The sequence below is a fragment of the Geomonas diazotrophica genome, from assembly GCF_018919385.1.
In the GTDB taxonomy this organism is placed as follows: domain Bacteria; phylum Desulfobacterota; class Desulfuromonadia; order Geobacterales; family Geobacteraceae; genus Geomonas; species Geomonas diazotrophica.
Map to the genome: position 1 here is coordinate 250,890 of NZ_JAHLMF010000002.1, position 15,412 is coordinate 266,301.

The 15,412-nt window shown below is 64.0% G+C and carries 13 protein-coding genes and 1 riboswitch; of the genes, 12 read left to right on the forward strand and 1 reads right to left on the reverse strand.

What is annotated here, in order from left to right; all coding sequences use genetic code 11:
* Positions 1–82: 82 nt before the first annotated feature.
* On the forward strand, positions 83–670 hold the full coding sequence (locus KOM00_RS03360; RefSeq protein ID WP_216497418.1) for an outer membrane beta-barrel protein: 588 nt from the start codon (positions 83–85) through the stop codon (positions 668–670).
* A gap of 151 nt (positions 671–821) precedes the next feature.
* Here KOM00_RS03360 and KOM00_RS03365 read toward each other — a convergent pair whose 3' ends face one another.
* Complete coding sequence (locus KOM00_RS03365; protein WP_216497419.1) at positions 822–2,501, reverse strand: radical SAM protein; 1,680 nt, start codon at positions 2,499–2,501, stop codon at positions 822–824.
* A 237-nt stretch (positions 2,502–2,738) separates the two neighbouring features.
* Here KOM00_RS03365 and KOM00_RS03370 point away from each other — a divergent pair, with 237 nt between their 5' ends.
* The 11 genes from KOM00_RS03370 (at position 2,739) to KOM00_RS03420 (ending at position 15,140) form a co-directional block, all read left to right on the forward strand.
* On the forward strand, positions 2,739–2,996 hold the full coding sequence (locus KOM00_RS03370; RefSeq protein ID WP_216497420.1) for an acyl carrier protein: 258 nt from the start codon (positions 2,739–2,741) through the stop codon (positions 2,994–2,996).
* Positions 2,997–3,012: 16 nt separating this feature from the next.
* Positions 3,013–3,663, forward strand: coding sequence for a GNAT family N-acetyltransferase (locus tag KOM00_RS03375; RefSeq protein ID WP_216497421.1), 651 nt, complete (start codon positions 3,013–3,015; stop codon positions 3,661–3,663).
* Between the two features lie 26 nt (positions 3,664–3,689).
* Positions 3,690–4,676 (forward strand): agmatinase family protein, encoded by a 987-nt coding sequence (locus KOM00_RS03380; protein WP_216497422.1) that lies wholly within the window; start codon positions 3,690–3,692, stop codon positions 4,674–4,676.
* 20 nt (positions 4,677–4,696) lie between these two features.
* Entirely contained in the window at positions 4,697–5,353 is a 657-nt protein-coding gene (locus tag KOM00_RS03385; protein WP_216497423.1) for a hypothetical protein, read from the forward strand.
* A 27-nt stretch (positions 5,354–5,380) separates the two neighbouring features.
* Positions 5,381–6,529: an acyl-CoA dehydrogenase family protein gene (locus KOM00_RS03390; protein WP_216497424.1), complete on the forward strand. Its 1,149-nt coding sequence runs from the start codon at positions 5,381–5,383 to the stop codon at positions 6,527–6,529.
* Positions 6,530–6,549: 20 nt separating this feature from the next.
* Positions 6,550–8,121 (forward strand): amino acid adenylation domain-containing protein, encoded by a 1,572-nt coding sequence (locus KOM00_RS03395; RefSeq protein WP_216497425.1) that lies wholly within the window; start codon positions 6,550–6,552, stop codon positions 8,119–8,121.
* A gap of 128 nt (positions 8,122–8,249) precedes the next feature.
* Positions 8,250–8,801 carry a hypoxanthine-guanine phosphoribosyltransferase gene (locus KOM00_RS03400; RefSeq protein ID WP_216497426.1) on the forward strand — a complete coding sequence of 184 codons (552 nt, stop codon included), beginning with the start codon at positions 8,250–8,252 and terminating at the stop codon, positions 8,799–8,801.
* Between the two features lie 2 nt (positions 8,802–8,803).
* Positions 8,804–10,114, forward strand: coding sequence for an NCS2 family permease (locus KOM00_RS03405; protein WP_216497427.1), 1,311 nt, complete (start codon positions 8,804–8,806; stop codon positions 10,112–10,114).
* Positions 10,115–10,372: 258 nt separating this feature from the next.
* Complete coding sequence (locus KOM00_RS03410) at positions 10,373–12,361, forward strand: methyl-accepting chemotaxis protein (RefSeq protein WP_216497428.1); 1,989 nt, start codon at positions 10,373–10,375, stop codon at positions 12,359–12,361.
* Between the two features lie 302 nt (positions 12,362–12,663).
* On the forward strand, positions 12,664–13,134 hold the full coding sequence (locus KOM00_RS03415) for a DUF3015 family protein (protein ID WP_216497429.1): 471 nt from the start codon (positions 12,664–12,666) through the stop codon (positions 13,132–13,134).
* Positions 13,135–13,232: 98 nt separating this feature from the next.
* Entirely contained in the window at positions 13,233–15,140 is a 1,908-nt protein-coding gene (locus tag KOM00_RS03420) for an Lnb N-terminal periplasmic domain-containing protein (protein ID WP_236026715.1), read from the forward strand.
* Between the two features lie 118 nt (positions 15,141–15,258).
* A riboswitch (cyclic di-GMP riboswitch) is annotated at positions 15,259–15,335 on the forward strand.
* The last annotated feature ends 77 nt before the right edge of the window (positions 15,336–15,412 follow it).

Genomic DNA, 15,412 nt, shown 5'->3' on the forward strand with positions numbered 1-15,412 from the left:
CAAGCTTCATTAGGGCTTGAACAGCGGGACGTTTTAACTTAATATGCCGCTGTTTCATGAACGCTTTTTGGGAGGGAAATAAATGCGTAAAACCTTACTGCTCTGCGCGGCGGCGCTGCTCCTGGCAGCCCCCCTGGCAGGGAACGCCTCTGCGGAGGATCTCAGGGGCAGGATAGCACTCAGCGGCAAGATCGGGGTGAGCAACCCGGCGGAATCCGAGGTCGACACCGTTAACGGCAGGATGGTCGTTTCCACCGACGCCGGGCTTACCGGCAGCCTCGGCTTCCTGTTCGGCATCGACGACAACGTCGCCATGGAGATGGAGGTGAGCCGCACCACCTTCGACGCTTCCAGCTTCGGTGACGCCGTCGTGACCGACGTCTCCATCGGCGCCCAGTACCGCTTCCCGGGGAGGCAGCACGTGGTCCCCTACGTCGGGGCGGGCATCGACGTGCTGATCAACGACCTGGACAAGAAGTACACCAACACCACCGTCGGCGCCCACGTCAGCGGCGGTCTCGACTGTTTCATGAACCGCCAGGTGGCCCTGAACCTCGAGGTAAAAGGGGTAGAGGCCTTCAAGGCCGATGTCGACGGCCCCAACGGGACCGGCAAGTTCGATCCCTCCGCCCTCTCCTTCACGGTCGGCGCGAGGTTCTTCTTCAACTAACCCCATGCGAAAGCAGGATCGATTTCCCGCCCTTCCCCTCTCCCACAGGGAGAGGGGTCAGGGGTGAGGGCGTAGCCACGAAGTGAGTCCTCGCTCCACGGCCGTCTCCATCTCCCTCACCCCGCCCCTCCCCCAAAGGGAGAGGGAGGTATTACCCGCCAACGTTTTCGCCCAGCGCCTTCCGGTACTCCCGCCGCAACCTTTCGACATCCCCTCCGTCGATGAAGTCCCACGGGAGGAGCTCCTCCGGCGCGATCTCCCGGTTCACCAGCGCCTCGGCATCGAGCTCCCACCCTCGAAGCGCTTCCTTCCAGCTCCCCAGCCGATCCGCCAGCACCATAAGCTCTGCCAGCCTGCGGTCGCCGCGTGACAAGAGCGCCTGCTGGAACGCCTCGCGCGGGCTTTCCATCTGCAGCTTCAGGTTGGAAAGCCGCCCCAGCTCCTTCTGCAGGAACTTCCATTTCTTCTCCAGCGACTTGACCGGTTCCATGGCGCACCACTGGAATGGGGTGAACGGCTTTGGGATGAAAGGGTTCACCGAAAGCTGGATCTCTCCCAGGCGCCGGTTCTCCTTGGCCGCCGCCAGCACCCGCTCCCGGATCTTTTGCACCAGCGCCACCAGCTCCTCCAGGTCCTCCCCGGTCTCGGTCGGCAGGCCGATGATGAAGTACAGCTTCAGGTTCAGGATGTCGTGGCTCACCAGCATGTCGCAGGCGGCCAGTATCTGCTCCTCGTCGATCCCCTTCTTGACCAGGTCCCGCAGCCGCTGCGATCCCCCCTCGGGCGCGAGCGCCACCGATTTCTGGCCGCTCGCCTTCAGCGCCTCGATCATGCGCCCGTCCAGGTGGTCGATGCGGAAGGAGGAGACCGAAAACCTCCCTCCGGCCGCGACGATGTCGCAGCAGAGCTCGCCGATGCCGGCGTAGTCGGAAACAGCCGCCGCCACCAGCCCGACCTTCCTTCCCTGGGCCACCCCCTCGAGCACCTCCTGGCGCACCAGTTCAGGCGACCGGGTCCGGTAGGGAAGGTAGATGAACCCGGCGGCGCAGAAGCGGCAGGCACGGGGGCAGCCGCGGGAGATCTCGACCAGGTGCATCCCCGAGAACTCGGTGGCGTCCGTGTGAATCTCGGTGACGGTCGGGCGGCTGTCGGGATCGGGGTCCCAGACGCGGCGCACCCGGGGAGGAGCGCCGGGGGAGGGTCTGAAGGCGACCTGCCGCACCCCTTCATACTCCGGCTGGTAGAGCGAGGGGACGTAGATCCCGGGAAGCTGTGCCGCCTCGCGGAGCAGCTCCTCCCGCGACGGCGCCCCCCGCTTCAGCAACTCCAGCAAGGGAGGGAGGGTCGGCTCCGCCTCGCCGATGCAGACCAGGTCGAGAAACGGGGCGACCGGCTCGGGGTTCAGAAAGAGCGCGGCTCCGCCGGCCACAACCAGCGGCTGCAGCGGGGAGCGTTGCGCCGCATAGGGTTCGATGCCGGCCAACCGGAAGATGGTGGGAAGGTTAAGGTAATCGCTTTCAAAGGAGATGGAAAAGGCGATCAGGTCGAACGAGGAAAGCGGGCGCTGACTCTCCAGCGACAGGAGCGTCCCCCGTGTCCTCTGCAGTTCCTCGAGCTCGTCACGGTCCGGCAGGTAGGCGCGATCGCAGCTGACCTCCGGCTGCGCGTTCAGCATGCCGTAGACGGCCTGGAAGCCGAGGTTGCTCATGGCGGAGTGATAGCGGTTAGGGTAGACCAGGCAGCAGGAGAGTCTTCCGCCGCTTTTGCCGCGCCCGGGGCCGCTCTCGCCGGCCAGAAGGGTCCGTTTTCTTTCGATGATCTTCCACGACATTGCGCCAAAGTAGCATCTTTGGTCATCCCTTTGGAACAAAAAAGAAGCCGGCGGGAGTGCCCTTGACAGCCAACCGGGCAAATGTACACTAGGGTGCGTGCCAAAGATTACAATTTTGTCATTATACCCAACCAACCATTCATCGCCGCGGCGGAGCCAGCCTTGGACAAGGCTCAAGCAGTCCGCTCCTGCGCCGATAGTGCCGGCGTTCCGCCACCCTTGATTCAGGAGGATGAGATGACCGATTACACCGATACCATCAGGTCGTTCATAGAAAACGAGATGGCTGCCCCCGGTACCAAAGTCACCCTCTCCCCTTCCGACTCCCTCATAGACAAGGGGATTGTAGATTCCCTCGGGGTGCAAAGACTGATCGCGTACCTGGAAAAGGAATTCGGCGTGCAAATCGCGGACACGGAAATCGTTCCGGAGCATTTCGAGACCATATCGGCGGTGGCGGAGTTCATCAACTTCAAGCTGGGCGCCAAGGGATAGCCGGCCCGGAGGAACCATGCTTCAGTACTGCAAGATGAGGCTGGTGCAGGCCCGTGAGATGTTGCTGGTCGCCGGGTGGCGCACCCTGCTGAGGGACATCGTGTATCTGAACCGGGTAGCGGTGCCGGTGGAAATCCCGCTCGACTCCCTCCGCCCGGTGACGGATTTCACCCGTCCCCCCGACGAAGCCGTCTTGGAACTGAGCGCGGAACTCCTCGGGGAACGGCGCCTGGTGTACCGGTTCCGGAGCAGGTACCTGAAGGCGCTCACCTACCTCGGCAAGGGGTACCGCGGTTTCGCCCTGGTAAAGGGGAACACCGTGGCGGGAGACATCTGGTGCGCCGACCACCGGCAAGGGGGGCGCGGCTGCAACCATCCCGACGAGCGGTGGTTGGGGATCGAGTGCCGCCCCGGGGAGGCCTACACCTTCGACATGTTCGTCGATCCGGCGCACCGCGGGGGGAACCTGGCAGCGGCACTGCAAAACGGCGCGCTGCACCTGCTGAAAAAGCGGGGGATCACCAAGGCCTACGGTTTCTTCTGGGCCGACAACGTCCCGGCGCTCTGGGTGCACCGGACCCTGCGATGGCGTGAACTGCAGCGAGTCAGGGCGACCCGCCTGCTGCTGTCGAGGAAGCTGCACGTAACCTGCCACGGTGCAGCCTAGGGCGCGCCACGCGCAAAGGAGCCACCATGAACAGCAAAGAGATCCCGATGGTGCCCAACAGAAAAGCGTCCCTCCCCAGGGTGTACGGGGATACCCCCTCCTTCCTCGGGGTCCCGGTGATCGATGCCCGCAACCTCCCCGCCGGCTGCGACGTCATCGTGGCGGGTGTCCCCTGGGAGGGGACGGTGACCTGGGGCTCCTTCAGCAGTTGCGAGCTCGCACCGCGCAGCATCAGGCACGCCTCGGCGCGCTACGGGGGCTTCCTCCCCGAGTACGAGATCGACCTGTTCGACCACCTGCAGTTGGGGGACATGGGTGACATCCCGGTCAACCCGAACGACCCCGCCGAGACCATGGCCAACGTGCACAAGGCGATGCTGGAGGTGTACCGCAGCCAAAGCATCCCCTTCGTGCTGGGGGGCGACCATTCCTTCACCCCCGAAATAGTGAGGGCGCTCGGCGAGGCGGGCGAAGGCGAGATCGGCGTGATCCACTTCGACGCCCACCTCGACAACGCCAAGTCCTTCGGTGCCGACATGTTCCCGCGCTGCGGCCCGTTGCATCGCATCGTGCAGCTTCCCCGGGTGCGCAAGGAGAGCATCGTCCACTTGGGGATCAGGGGGCCACGTAACTCTCCGGCACAGTACGAGTATGCCCGCAGCATGGGTGCGCGCATCTTCACCACCAAGGAGATCCGGGAACGGGGGATGGTGGCGGTCACCGAAGAGGCGATAGCGATCGCCCACCAAAAGACAAAGCATGTCTTCGTGACCATCTGCAGCGACTGCATCGACGCCGGGTACAACCCGGGGGGCCCCGCCGACTTCAACGGGCTCCTTCCCACCGAGCTGCTCCCCGCGCTGCAGACCATCGGGTGCTCGGGCATCGACGGGCTCGATTTCGTCGAGGTCTACCCGGGGCAGGACCCTCAGGGGTACTCCTCGCACCTGGCCGCCTGGGCCATGATCTACGCCCTCTCGGGGGTGGCGCAGCGCAAGAGGGACCAGGGGTGACCGTGCGGGAGGAGAACGACATGTTCAGGGACCTCCAGGACTTCTGGCATTTCTCCAGGCCTTACCGCCTGTTCCAGCGCGTGGCCGGCCTGAGCCACGACCTGCTGGACCGGGACCACGACCTGTCGCCGCCGGCCCGCAAAGCCATGGAACAGCTGAACCGGAAACGGGTTGCCTGCCAGCTCAGGATAGCCGCCCTCGATCTTCCCTCCTACGCCCGGTGCGACAGATGTCAGGGTGCCTGCTGCAGGGAGCCGGCCGAACGTTACTTCACCGCCATCGATTACTGGCTGCGGCGCCATACCGGCTCCAGGGTCGCCGCGTACGCCGGACAGGGCGCCCCCCCGTTGGCGGCATACCTGCGGATACGGCTGGGCGCGGCATGGCGGCGGCTCGAACCGGCGCCCCCTGACGAGTCCGCGGCACAAACTCCCGCGGTCCGCTGCGCTCATCTCGGCCCGCGGGGATGCCTCCTTCCCCATGCGGAACGCCCCCTGAGGTGCCTGATCTATGCCTGCGGGGAACTGAAAAGCTCGCTGGACGAGCAGGCGCGGAAGCGCTATATCGCGGCGATTAAGGAACTGCAGCAGATCTCTATCGGCACATTCAACGTGCTGAAGCAGGAGGCGGGTCTCCCTTCCCACTACGGCATCGCCTCCCTCCTTTTCACACTGTGAGGCCGCTGCCGGCCCCGCGAGGCGCACATGGACGCAACCACCTTCACAGCCGAACAGGATAAGTTCAGGGAGATGGCGATGGAATTCGCCCGGCGCGACCTGAACCCGGGGGCCAAGGAGCGGGAAAAGCTGGGGAAATTCTTCGAGGAGGGATGGCGCAAGTGCGCCGAGTTCGGCATCCCCGGCATCACCATGCCCGAGGAGTACGGCGGGCTCGGCCTCGACACCATGACCGCCGTCGCCACCATGGAGGGGCTCGGCTATGCCTGCCGTGACAGCGGCCTCCTCTTCTCCCTCAACTCCCATATCTGGACCTGCGAATCCCCCATCAACCGTTTCGGGACGCCGGGGCAGAGACGGCGGTACCTCCCCGGGCTCATTTCAGGAGAGCTCAAGGGGGGGCACGCCATGACCGAGCCGGAGGCTGGTTCGGACGCCTTCAGCATGCGCTGCCGGGCCGAGAAGCGTGGGGACCGCTACCTGCTCAACGGCTCCAAAACCTTCATCACCAACGCGCCGATCGCCGACCTCCTGCTGGTCTTCGCGGTGACCGACGGCAGCAAGGGGTTCGCCGGGATCTCCGCCTTCATCGTGGAGAAGGGGTTCCCCGGGTTTTCCGCGGGACGCCCCCTCGAGACCATGGGGCTCAGGACCTGCCCCCTGGGGGAGGTCTTCCTGGAGGATTGCGAGGTCCCCGAGGAGAACCGGCTCGGTGCGGAGGGGAGCGGCGCCGCCATCTTCAATTCGGAGATGGAGTGGGAGCGAAGCTGCCTGTTCGCGGCCCACCTGGGGGCCATGGAAAAGATCCTCGAGGAGTGCGTGGAGTACGCCCGGCAACGGCACCAGTTCGGCCGTGCGATCGGGAAATGCCAGTCGGTCTCGCACAAGATAGCCGACATGAAGCTGCGCACCGAGCTTTCCCGCCTCATGCTGCACCGCGTGGCCGGGTTGAAGAGCGCCGGCCGGCGGGCCCCCTTGGAGTCGGCCATGGCCAAGCTCTTCATCAGCGAGAGCTACGTGCAAAACGCCGGCGACGCCCTGCAGATACACGGAGCCTACGGCTACTCGACCGAGTTCGACTTCGAGCGCAACCTGCGCGACGCCATCGCAGGGAAGATCTACTCGGGCACCTCCGAGATCCAGAGGAACATCATCGCCAGCTTCCTGGGGCTCTAGAGCCCGAGAGGAGGGACGCCATGTACCTGCTGCAGCAGCTTTTGACCCAAAGCGCGGCGGCCTTCCCGCAACGGCAGGCGGTGCTCTTCAAGGACCGGGCACTCTCGTATCGGGAGTTGGAGGAGACGAGCAACCGGCTGGCGGCGCTGCTTATGGCCCACGGCGTCAGGCGCGGCGACCGGGTGGGCATCCTCTTGAACAAGTCGATCGAGTGCATCGTGGCCCTGTTCGCCATCCTCAAGGCAGGCGGAATCTACGTGCCGCTCGACCCCGCCTCCCCCGCGCCGCGCCTTTGCTCCATCATCAACCATTGCGGCATCAGGCTCGCCATCGCCTCTGCGCAGCAGCTGGAGCGGCTGCTTTCTGAGACCGATCAAGGGTTGAGGCTGGAAAAGGCGGTAGTGACCGCCCCCACCGGCGGAATCCCAGGGGTGGAGGTGATCGACTGGAAAAACCTGGAGCGGCAGACGGGCACCCCCCTTCGCCCCCAGGTCTGCGGCGCCTCCCCCGCCTACATCCTGCACACCTCCGGCTCCACCGGCTCCCCCAAGGGGGTGGTCATCTCCCACCTGAACGCCCTCACCTTCGTCAACATGGCCACCGAGTTCTTCGCCATAGGGGGCGGGGACCGCATCGCGAACCACGCGCCGCTGCACTTCGACCTCTCCATCTTCGACATCTTCTGCGCCATGAGGGGGGGCGCCACGGTGGTGCTGGTACCGGAGGCGCTCTCCGCGTTCCCGGTGCGCCTCGCCGAGTTCCTGCATCGCGAGGAGATCACGGTATGGAACTCGGTGGCGTCGGTGCTGACCAAGCTCGCCGACCAGGGGGCCCTGGACCGGCTCACCCTCCCGAAACTCCGCCTGGTGCATTTCTCGGGCGATCTCATGCCGGTCAAGTACCTGAAGGTCCTGAAACGCTTCATGCCCGCCGCCTCCTTCTACAACATCTACGGCCAGACCGAGGCCAACTCCTCCCTCTTTTTCCGGGTGCCGGATGAACTCCCCCAGGACGCCTGGAAGATACCGATCGGGACCCCCTTCCCAAACTTCGAGGTGTTCGCCATCGACGAGGCGGGAGAGCTGGTGACCGAGCCGGGGCGCGAGGGGGAGCTGCACATCTTGAGCGCCACGGTGGCGCTTGGATACTGGAACGATCCCGTACGCACCGCCGCCCACTTCACCCCCGACCCCCGCAACCCCTCCAGTCACGCCAGGGTCTACCGGACCGGCGACGTGGTGCGCCTGGACGGCGATGGAAACTTCGTCTTCGCCGGGCGCAAGGACCACATGGTGAAGAGCAAGGGCTTCCGGGTGGAGCTGGACGAGATCGAGGTCGTCCTCAACAGCCACCCCGAAATCAGGCAGGCGGCGGTGATCGCCATTCCGGACGAGCTCACCGGCAGCCGCATCGTAGCCTACGTCTCCCACGTCGAGGGTGCCGTCCCGGAAGCGGCCGAGCTCCTCGGACTGTGCGGTGCCCACCTCCCCAAGTACATGATTCCCGAAAGGATTATCTGCCGCCCGGCTCTCCCGGTCACCTCCAACAGCAAGATCGACCGCAAGGCCCTGGAGCGCGAATTCACCCCCTGACCCCGCCTCAATCCCCCCCGGCACCCGTATACGGGAAACCCCAACTAATGAAAGTTCAATTAGTTGTTTTTACTGCACAAATCTGCTATGGTTCGGCGGCTTTAAACAAATGTTCCGAAGGAGCGGAAATGGTACTCAAGGACATGGAGGACATTCGCCAGAAAGCGGATTGTCTGAGGTCGGAGCAGGAAGTCGAGGAGGCGCTGTCACGCATGGCGCAGGAAATCGCGGAGCGCCTGGCGGGGAGTAACCCGATCGCGTACTGCATCATGAACGGCGGGCTGTTCGTGACCGGCAAACTGGTGGACAAGCTCCCCTTTGCCCTCGAGCTGGATTACCTCCATGCCACCCGTTACGGCGCGGAGATGTTCGGCGGCAACCTGCTCTGGAAGGTGAAACCGGAACGCTCCCTGAAGGGACGCACGGTGCTGCTCATCGACGACATCCTCGACGAGGGGGTGACGCTGGCCGAGATCACCAAGTTCTGCCGGGAGGAAGGTGCGGCCGAGGTGTACACCGCCGTCCTGGTCGACAAGATCCATGACCGAAAGGCCCCCGGCGCCAAGGCCGACTTCGTCGGGCTCGAGGTCGAAGACCGCTTCCTGTTCGGCTGCGGCATGGACATCGCAGGATACTGGCGCAATCTGCCCGCACTCTACGCAATGAAGGAGCAAAACTAGCAATGACCTCCCGTATAGCCACTTACTTCCAGTTCCAACGCTACGGCACCAGCATGAAGCGCGAGATCATCGCCGGTCTCACCACCTTCCTCACCATGGCGTACATCATCATCGTCAATCCGGCCATCCTCGAGAACGCCGGCATCCCGCGCGGCCCCTCCACCACCGCCACCATCATCGCCGCCGTGTTCGGCACCGTGCTCATGGCCTTCTTCGCCAACCGCCCCTTCGCCATCGCCCCCTACATGAGCGAGAACGCTTTCATCGCCTTCGTCGTGGTCAAGGTGATGGGGTACACCTGGCAGACCGCCCTGGCCGCCGTCTTCTTCGCGGGGGTCATCTTCACCCTGCTCACCCTGTTCAAGGTCAGGAGCTGGCTTGCCGAGTCCATCCCGCTGTCGCTCAAGTGCGCCTTCGCCACCGGCATCGGCCTGTTCCTCACCTTCATCGGCCTCAACGAAACCGGCATCGTCGTCCTGGGCGTTCCGGGCGCGCCGGTGAAACTTGGCGACCTGTCCCACCCCTCCGTGCTCCTGGCCGTCTTCGGTCTGCTCTTTACCGTGGTGCTCATCTCCCGCAAGGTGCTCGGCTCCATGATGATCGGCATCGTGGTCACCACCATCGCCTCCATCATCCTGAAGGTGACCCCGCTGCCGCAATCCTTCGTCAGCATGCCGCCGGACATCACCCCGATCCTGTTCAAGCTCGACTTCGCCGGCGCCCTCACCCCCGGCTTCTTCCCGATCATCCTGACCATCTTCATCATGGCCTTCCTCGACACCGTCGGGACGCTCCTCGGCCTCTCCATGCGCGCCGACCTGCTGGATGAGAACGGCAACCTCCCGGAGATCGAGAAGCCAATGCTGGCCGACGCCCTTGCCACCGTCGCCGCGCCGCTGCTCGGCACCACCACCACCGGCGCCTACATCGAGTCCGCCGCCGGCATCGAGGAAGGGGGCCGCACCGGCTTCACCGCCCTCGTAACCGCATTCTTCTTCCTGCTGGCTCTCTTCTTCGCCCCCCTCTTCACCATCGTCCCGGCGCACGCCTACGGCATCGCCCTGATCGTGATCGGGTCGTACATGATCAGCCCGCTCGCGAAGATCGACTTCGACGACTTCACCGAACTGATCCCGGCCTTCCTGACCGTGGTGCTCATGATCTTCACCTACAACATCGGTGTGGGCATGACCGCGGGCTTCATCGCCTACCCGCTGATGAAGGGCGCCACCGGCCGCATCAAGGAGATGAAGGGGGGGATGTGGGTCCTCGCCCTGCTGTCTCTCTCCTACTTCCTGTTCGGCGCGAAGTAAGCGCAGCTCCGGTCGCCCATCTGCAATCAAGCCGCTGCATCGTAAGGTGCAGCGGCTTTTTACGTTTCCCCTCCGGCGCGCCCTGCGCCGGGCCTCCCCCTTTCCGGCACATTTTCCCCTAAAGTTCTCAGCCGGGCGGCCGATAAAATGAAAACGAATGTCAAAGGCAGGCAAAGACACTGTCATAAGGCGCCGCCAGTCGCGCCTCAGACGCGGGGATAGAGGCTGGAAGAGCCCGTGCCAAGAAAGGGAACGATCATGCTGCAGAATCTGAGAATCCGCACCAAGCTGATGCTGATGATGGCCGTCCCGGTGCTCGGGATGGTCGTGTTTTCCATTTACAACGCATCCAAGGACTACGCCGCCCTGCAGGGGCTCGTCCAGACCCAGAAACTGACCACCCTGGCGGTGCAGGTCGGCGAACTCTCGCACCAGATCCAGAAAGAGCGCGGCTACACCTCCGGCTACCTCAACGCCAAGGGGGGCAAATTCAAGGAGGAACTGGCCGGCCAGCGGGCCAAGGTGGACCGGGAGATCCAGTCGGTCGCCTCCTTCCTGGAGAAGAACGGGGCATCCGTCGCGTTGGTGAAGGCAAGCCTCGACGCCGCGGGAAACGCCATCGGGAGGCTCAAGGAAACCCGCTCCGGCATCGACACCCTTCAGGTCACCGGCGGAGAAGCCTACACCTTCTACACCGGGCTGATCAACTCGTACATGGACGTGGTGGCTGCCGTTGCCACCACCAGCGGGAAGCGCGAGGTGATGCGCCAGGCGACCGCCTACTACAGCTTCGTGAAGGCCAAGGAGGAGACCGGTAAGGAGCGGGCGACCTTGAACGCCGTCCTCGCTGCGGACGTCCTTGACCAGGAGAGGCTGCAGCGGACCATGACCATCCTGGCGGCACAGCAGGACTACCTCGACCTGTTCCGCAAGTTCGCCTCGCCGCAGGCGGTCGCCGCCTACGAGGAGAAAGCGAAGGCGCCGGTCTTCGGCAAGGTCGAGGAGATCAGGGGAGCGGTGCTCTCCAAGGGGCTGTCGGGGCACTTCGGCATTCCGGCGGAGAACTGGTTCCCGGTGATCACGGAGAAGATCGACACCATGAAGCAGGTCGAGGACGTGCTCACCAAGGAGATCCTGGCGACCGCCGGGGGCTTGGCCCACGACGCCCGGCTCACCCTGATCCTCAGCCTGGTCCTTGCCGCCGCCGCGAGCCTCGGCACCTGCCTCCTCGGCGTCGTCATCTCTCTCGGCATCACCCGGCCGCTCTCCCGCATGCTCGTCATGCTCAAGGACATCGCCGAGGGGGAAGGGGACCTTACCAAGCGGCTCGAAGTGGGGCGCAAGGACGAGCTGGGCGAGGTAAGCACCTGGTTCAACCGCTTCATAGAAAACGTGCACGGCATCGTCTCGCAGCTGTCCCGGAACACGGGCCAGCTTTCCGTCTCCTGCCAGCAACTGAGCGCGACCGCGGTGCAGATAGCCACCGCCGCCGAGGAGGTGGCCGCGCAGTCGGGGACGGTCGCCACGGCGAGCGAGGAGATGAGCGCCACCTCGAACGACATCTCCAGCAACTGCTCGCAGGCGGCCGAGTCATCCAACCGTGCCAGTGACACCGCCCGCGGCGGGGCCCAGGTGGTGCAGCAGACCCTGGTCGGCATGCAAAAAATCGCCGAGCGGGTGAAGGAGTCTGCCCAGACGGTGCAGAACCTAGGCGCCCGCTCCGACGAGATCGGCGCGATCGTCGGGACCATCGAAGACATCGCCGATCAAACCAACCTCCTCGCCCTGAACGCGGCCATAGAGGCGGCCCGGGCCGGAGAGCAGGGGCGCGGCTTCGCGGTGGTTGCGGACGAGGTCCGCGCGCTGGCGGAACGGACCACGCGGGCGACCAAGGAGATCGGCGCCATGATAAAGGCGATCCAGAAAGACACCAGCGGCGCCGTGGGGAGCATGACCCTCGGGGTGCAGGAGGTCGAAAGCGGCATGGAAAGCTCGCGCCGCTCGGGCGAAGCGCTCGATGACATACTGAACGCCATCAACGAGCTCACCTCCCAGATCCACCAGATCGCCACCGCGGCGGAGCAGCAGACGGCGGTGACCGGCGAGATCACCGCGAACATCGGCACCATTACGGAGGTGGTCTCCGAGACGGCGGGAGGCGCCCACGAGACGGCCGACGCGGCGACCCACATGTCGGCCCTCGCCTCTGAACTGCAACAGATCGTGGGGCGCTTCAAACTGGCATAGCCGGCAGCGCGCAAGGATGGGAAACATCGCGACACGCCCCCTGCTTGAGAAACCGAAACACCCGGCAAGATCTAGCCAAAATACCCGTTTAAAAACCGATCAGAGCGCCTCCCCTTTCAAGGGGAGGCGCTCTTTCTCGAGCGTTGTTCGCCGCGCCCGACCTCAAGGAGGAGGCATCGAGAGTGATGCCGAAATTCCGGGAGCATTCCGACTTCCGGCAGATCTTTTTCCGCGTTGCGGTTGACAGTGACGACGCAGGCCATATACTAGGGTGAAAATTTCCTTAAAAAAGGAGAACAACCATGAAAAAGTTACTGATCGCATTCGCACTCACTCTTTTGACTTCCGCTTCCGCCTTCGCCGCCGGCCAGGCCCACACCAACGTAGGTTGCGGCCTCGGCACCATGCTGTGGGAAAACAAGGCTGACGGCTCAATCCTGTTCCAGGTGCTGCAGTCCACCACCAACGGCACTTCGGGCACCCAGACCTTCGGCATCAGCTCCGGCACCTCCGAGTGCCAGCAGCCCGGCAAGATCGCACAGAACGAGAAACTGAACCAGTTCGTGCGCGCCAACATGGACAACCTGGCCAAGGACATCGCAATGGGCAAAGGCGAGACACTGGACACCTTCGTCGAGATGATGGGCGTCCCCTCCACCCAGAGCGATGCCTACAAAACCAAACTGCAGGCCAACTTCAACAAGATCTTCACCTCCGACAAGATCGTGATGGCTGAAGTGATCGACAACGTCGTGACTGTAACCAACAACTGATTTTTGACGGGAAGTATGCTACAAGGGTGCACAGCGAGAGTTGTGCACCCTTTTTAATGTCCGGAGCATCCCTCCACCAACCTGTGATGAGCACTGGAATGAACATGCCCCTGCTGCGCCGCACCCTCTGTACCCTGATGCTGCTCACCCTCCCCCTCCCCTGCCTGCCGGCGGCTGCCGGGGACCCGGCCTACCGCGACCAACTCGTCAAGGAGGCCCAGGACAGACGCCTGTGGGAGCGGCGCCCCTGGCAGATCCTGCTGCACTACAAGAAGACGCTCACCGGCGGCACGATAAGCCGCATTTCCGACGCCAACTTCTTCCTCTCCCCCACCGGCAGGACCGATCCGGCAGCCGAGCTTTCCGCGACCGTCGCCGCCTTTTTCGGGCCGGAGGCGCCGGACGGGGAACACCCGATCTGCCGCTTCCCGGCGCGCCTGGCCTGGCTCAGCGAGGAGCTCTCCATCGACCCGGCCCGGCTCCCGGCGGCCGTCTGTTCGGAACAGCAGGAGCAGATCAGGACCATCGACGCGCGCTCCGCGGTGCTCGTGTTCCCGGTGGGACACATCAACAGCCCGGCCTCCATGTTCGGGCACACCCTGATCAGGATCGACGGCCCGAGCAAGAGCAACCTGATCTCCTATGCCGTGAATTACGCGGCCGACGCCACCGACGCCAACGGATTTCTCTACGCCTTCAAGGGGCTCAGCGGGCTGTACAAGGGTTACTACTCACTGATGCCCTACTATCAGAAGGTGAAGGAGTACAGCGATCTCGAGCACAGGGACATGTGGGAGTACCGCCTGAAGCTCTCCAAAGAAGAGGTGGACAGGTTGCTGCTGCACGCGCTGGAACTGCAGCGGATCGCCTCGGACTACTATTTCCTGGACGAGAACTGCTCCTACAACCTGCTGTTCCTGATCGAGGCGGCGCGTCCCACGCTGCATCTCTCGGACCGCACCGGCCTGCTGGTCCACCCCACCAACACCATCGAGATCGCCCAGCAAAGCGGCATCCTCGAGGAGGCTGTTTACCGTCCCTCCCAGGGGGCGCGCATCGTCAAGATCGCTTCGCTGCTCGACGAGCAAGGGCAGCAGAGCGCCCTGGAGCTCGCCCAGGGGAAGCGCCCACCGCACAGCATCGAAACGGCGGCCGGGACGGAACAGGAAAAGCGGGAGGTGCTGGACCTCGCCGCGGAGTTGGTGCAGTTGCGTCTCGCCCGCAAGGAGCTGGAGCAGGACGCCTACACCAAGCTTTACCTGAAGATCCTGGCCGAGCGGAGCGCCCTCGGCACGGGGAGCGAGGCGGCCTACGCCGTTTTGCCCCCCGCCCCTCCCGACGCCGGGCATCACACCTCCAAGGTCGGACTGGGAGGGGGGGTGCGCCGCGGAGAGTGGTACGCGGCCGTGCAGCTGCAACCCGAATTCCATGCCCTGCTCGACCCGGACCAGGGCTACCTCAAAGGCGCGCAGATCAAGTTCTTCGACACCCTGCTCGATTACGTGCCGGAGACGGGGCGCCCTGGGCTGCGCGCCCTGCATCTGCTGGACATCCTCTCCACGGCCCCCAGGGATCGCTTCTTCAAGCCCTATTCCTGGAAGGTCGCGGCAGGCTGGGACACCGAGGTGATGAAGGACGGCAGGGATTCCCTGGTCTTCAGGCTGAACAGCGGGGGGGGCGTCGCCGGCAGGTCCCCCTTCGGGGGCATCCTCTACGGCCTCGCCGAATTGGCCGTCGAAGGCGGCAGGCACCTGCGCGGGACGGCGGCCGCGGCACCCGGGATGAGCTTTGGCACCGTGGAGCAGGTCAGGGATTGGTGGAAGATGCACCTGGAAGGCTCCGCCTTCTTCTACGTCATCGGAGATGACCGGGTCTCTCTCAAGGCGACGCTGGCACAGAACTTCCGGTTGGCACAGCAACAGAGTCTGAGCCTTGGCCTGAGCTTCGCCGATGTCTCAGGGCACGGCGTTTCTGAGCAAAGCCTGTTGTGGAACTTCTATTTCTGACAAATCTTGTCTTTTAGTGATTCAACTCACAAGGTTTACCCAGTCGGCAGGCGCCATTTCGTTGACTTCACCCTTGGCAACGAGCATAATTATCGAAAATCAAATACATCAACAAGATACACGATAATACTCAACCATCCGCGAGGATGGGGCGGAAAGCCTATTGGGTCTCTCGGAGACAGCCGGGTTGCCGAAATATCATTCGATATTCTGCCCCGGCTTTTTTGCGTCCGGTGCGGATGATGGAATGCAAAACGGAGGAGAGATAGGCC

Bases quoted from the DNA above. Each gene is read 5' to 3' on its own strand.
- KOM00_RS03375 (WP_216497421.1), top strand. From the start codon at position 3,013: ATGCTTCAGTACTGCAAGATGAGGCTGGTGCAGGCCCGTGAGATGTTG.
- KOM00_RS03415 (WP_216497429.1), top strand. From the start codon at position 12,664: ATGAAAAAGTTACTGATCGCATTCGCACTCACTCTTTTGACTTCCGCT.
- KOM00_RS03410 (WP_216497428.1), top strand. From the start codon at position 10,373: ATGCTGCAGAATCTGAGAATCCGCACCAAGCTGATGCTGATGATGGCC.
- KOM00_RS03370 (WP_216497420.1), top strand. From the start codon at position 2,739: ATGACCGATTACACCGATACCATCAGGTCGTTCATAGAAAACGAGATG.
- KOM00_RS03365 (WP_216497419.1), bottom strand. From the start codon at position 2,501: ATGTCGTGGAAGATCATCGAAAGAAAACGGACCCTTCTGGCCGGCGAG.
- KOM00_RS03420 (WP_236026715.1), top strand. From the start codon at position 13,233: ATGAACATGCCCCTGCTGCGCCGCACCCTCTGTACCCTGATGCTGCTC.
- KOM00_RS03400 (WP_216497426.1), top strand. From the start codon at position 8,250: ATGGTACTCAAGGACATGGAGGACATTCGCCAGAAAGCGGATTGTCTG.
- KOM00_RS03360 (WP_216497418.1), top strand. From the start codon at position 83: ATGCGTAAAACCTTACTGCTCTGCGCGGCGGCGCTGCTCCTGGCAGCC.
- KOM00_RS03385 (WP_216497423.1), top strand. From the start codon at position 4,697: ATGTTCAGGGACCTCCAGGACTTCTGGCATTTCTCCAGGCCTTACCGC.
- KOM00_RS03390 (WP_216497424.1), top strand. From the start codon at position 5,381: ATGGACGCAACCACCTTCACAGCCGAACAGGATAAGTTCAGGGAGATG.
- KOM00_RS03405 (WP_216497427.1), top strand. From the start codon at position 8,804: ATGACCTCCCGTATAGCCACTTACTTCCAGTTCCAACGCTACGGCACC.
- KOM00_RS03395 (WP_216497425.1), top strand. From the start codon at position 6,550: ATGTACCTGCTGCAGCAGCTTTTGACCCAAAGCGCGGCGGCCTTCCCG.
- KOM00_RS03380 (WP_216497422.1), top strand. From the start codon at position 3,690: ATGAACAGCAAAGAGATCCCGATGGTGCCCAACAGAAAAGCGTCCCTC.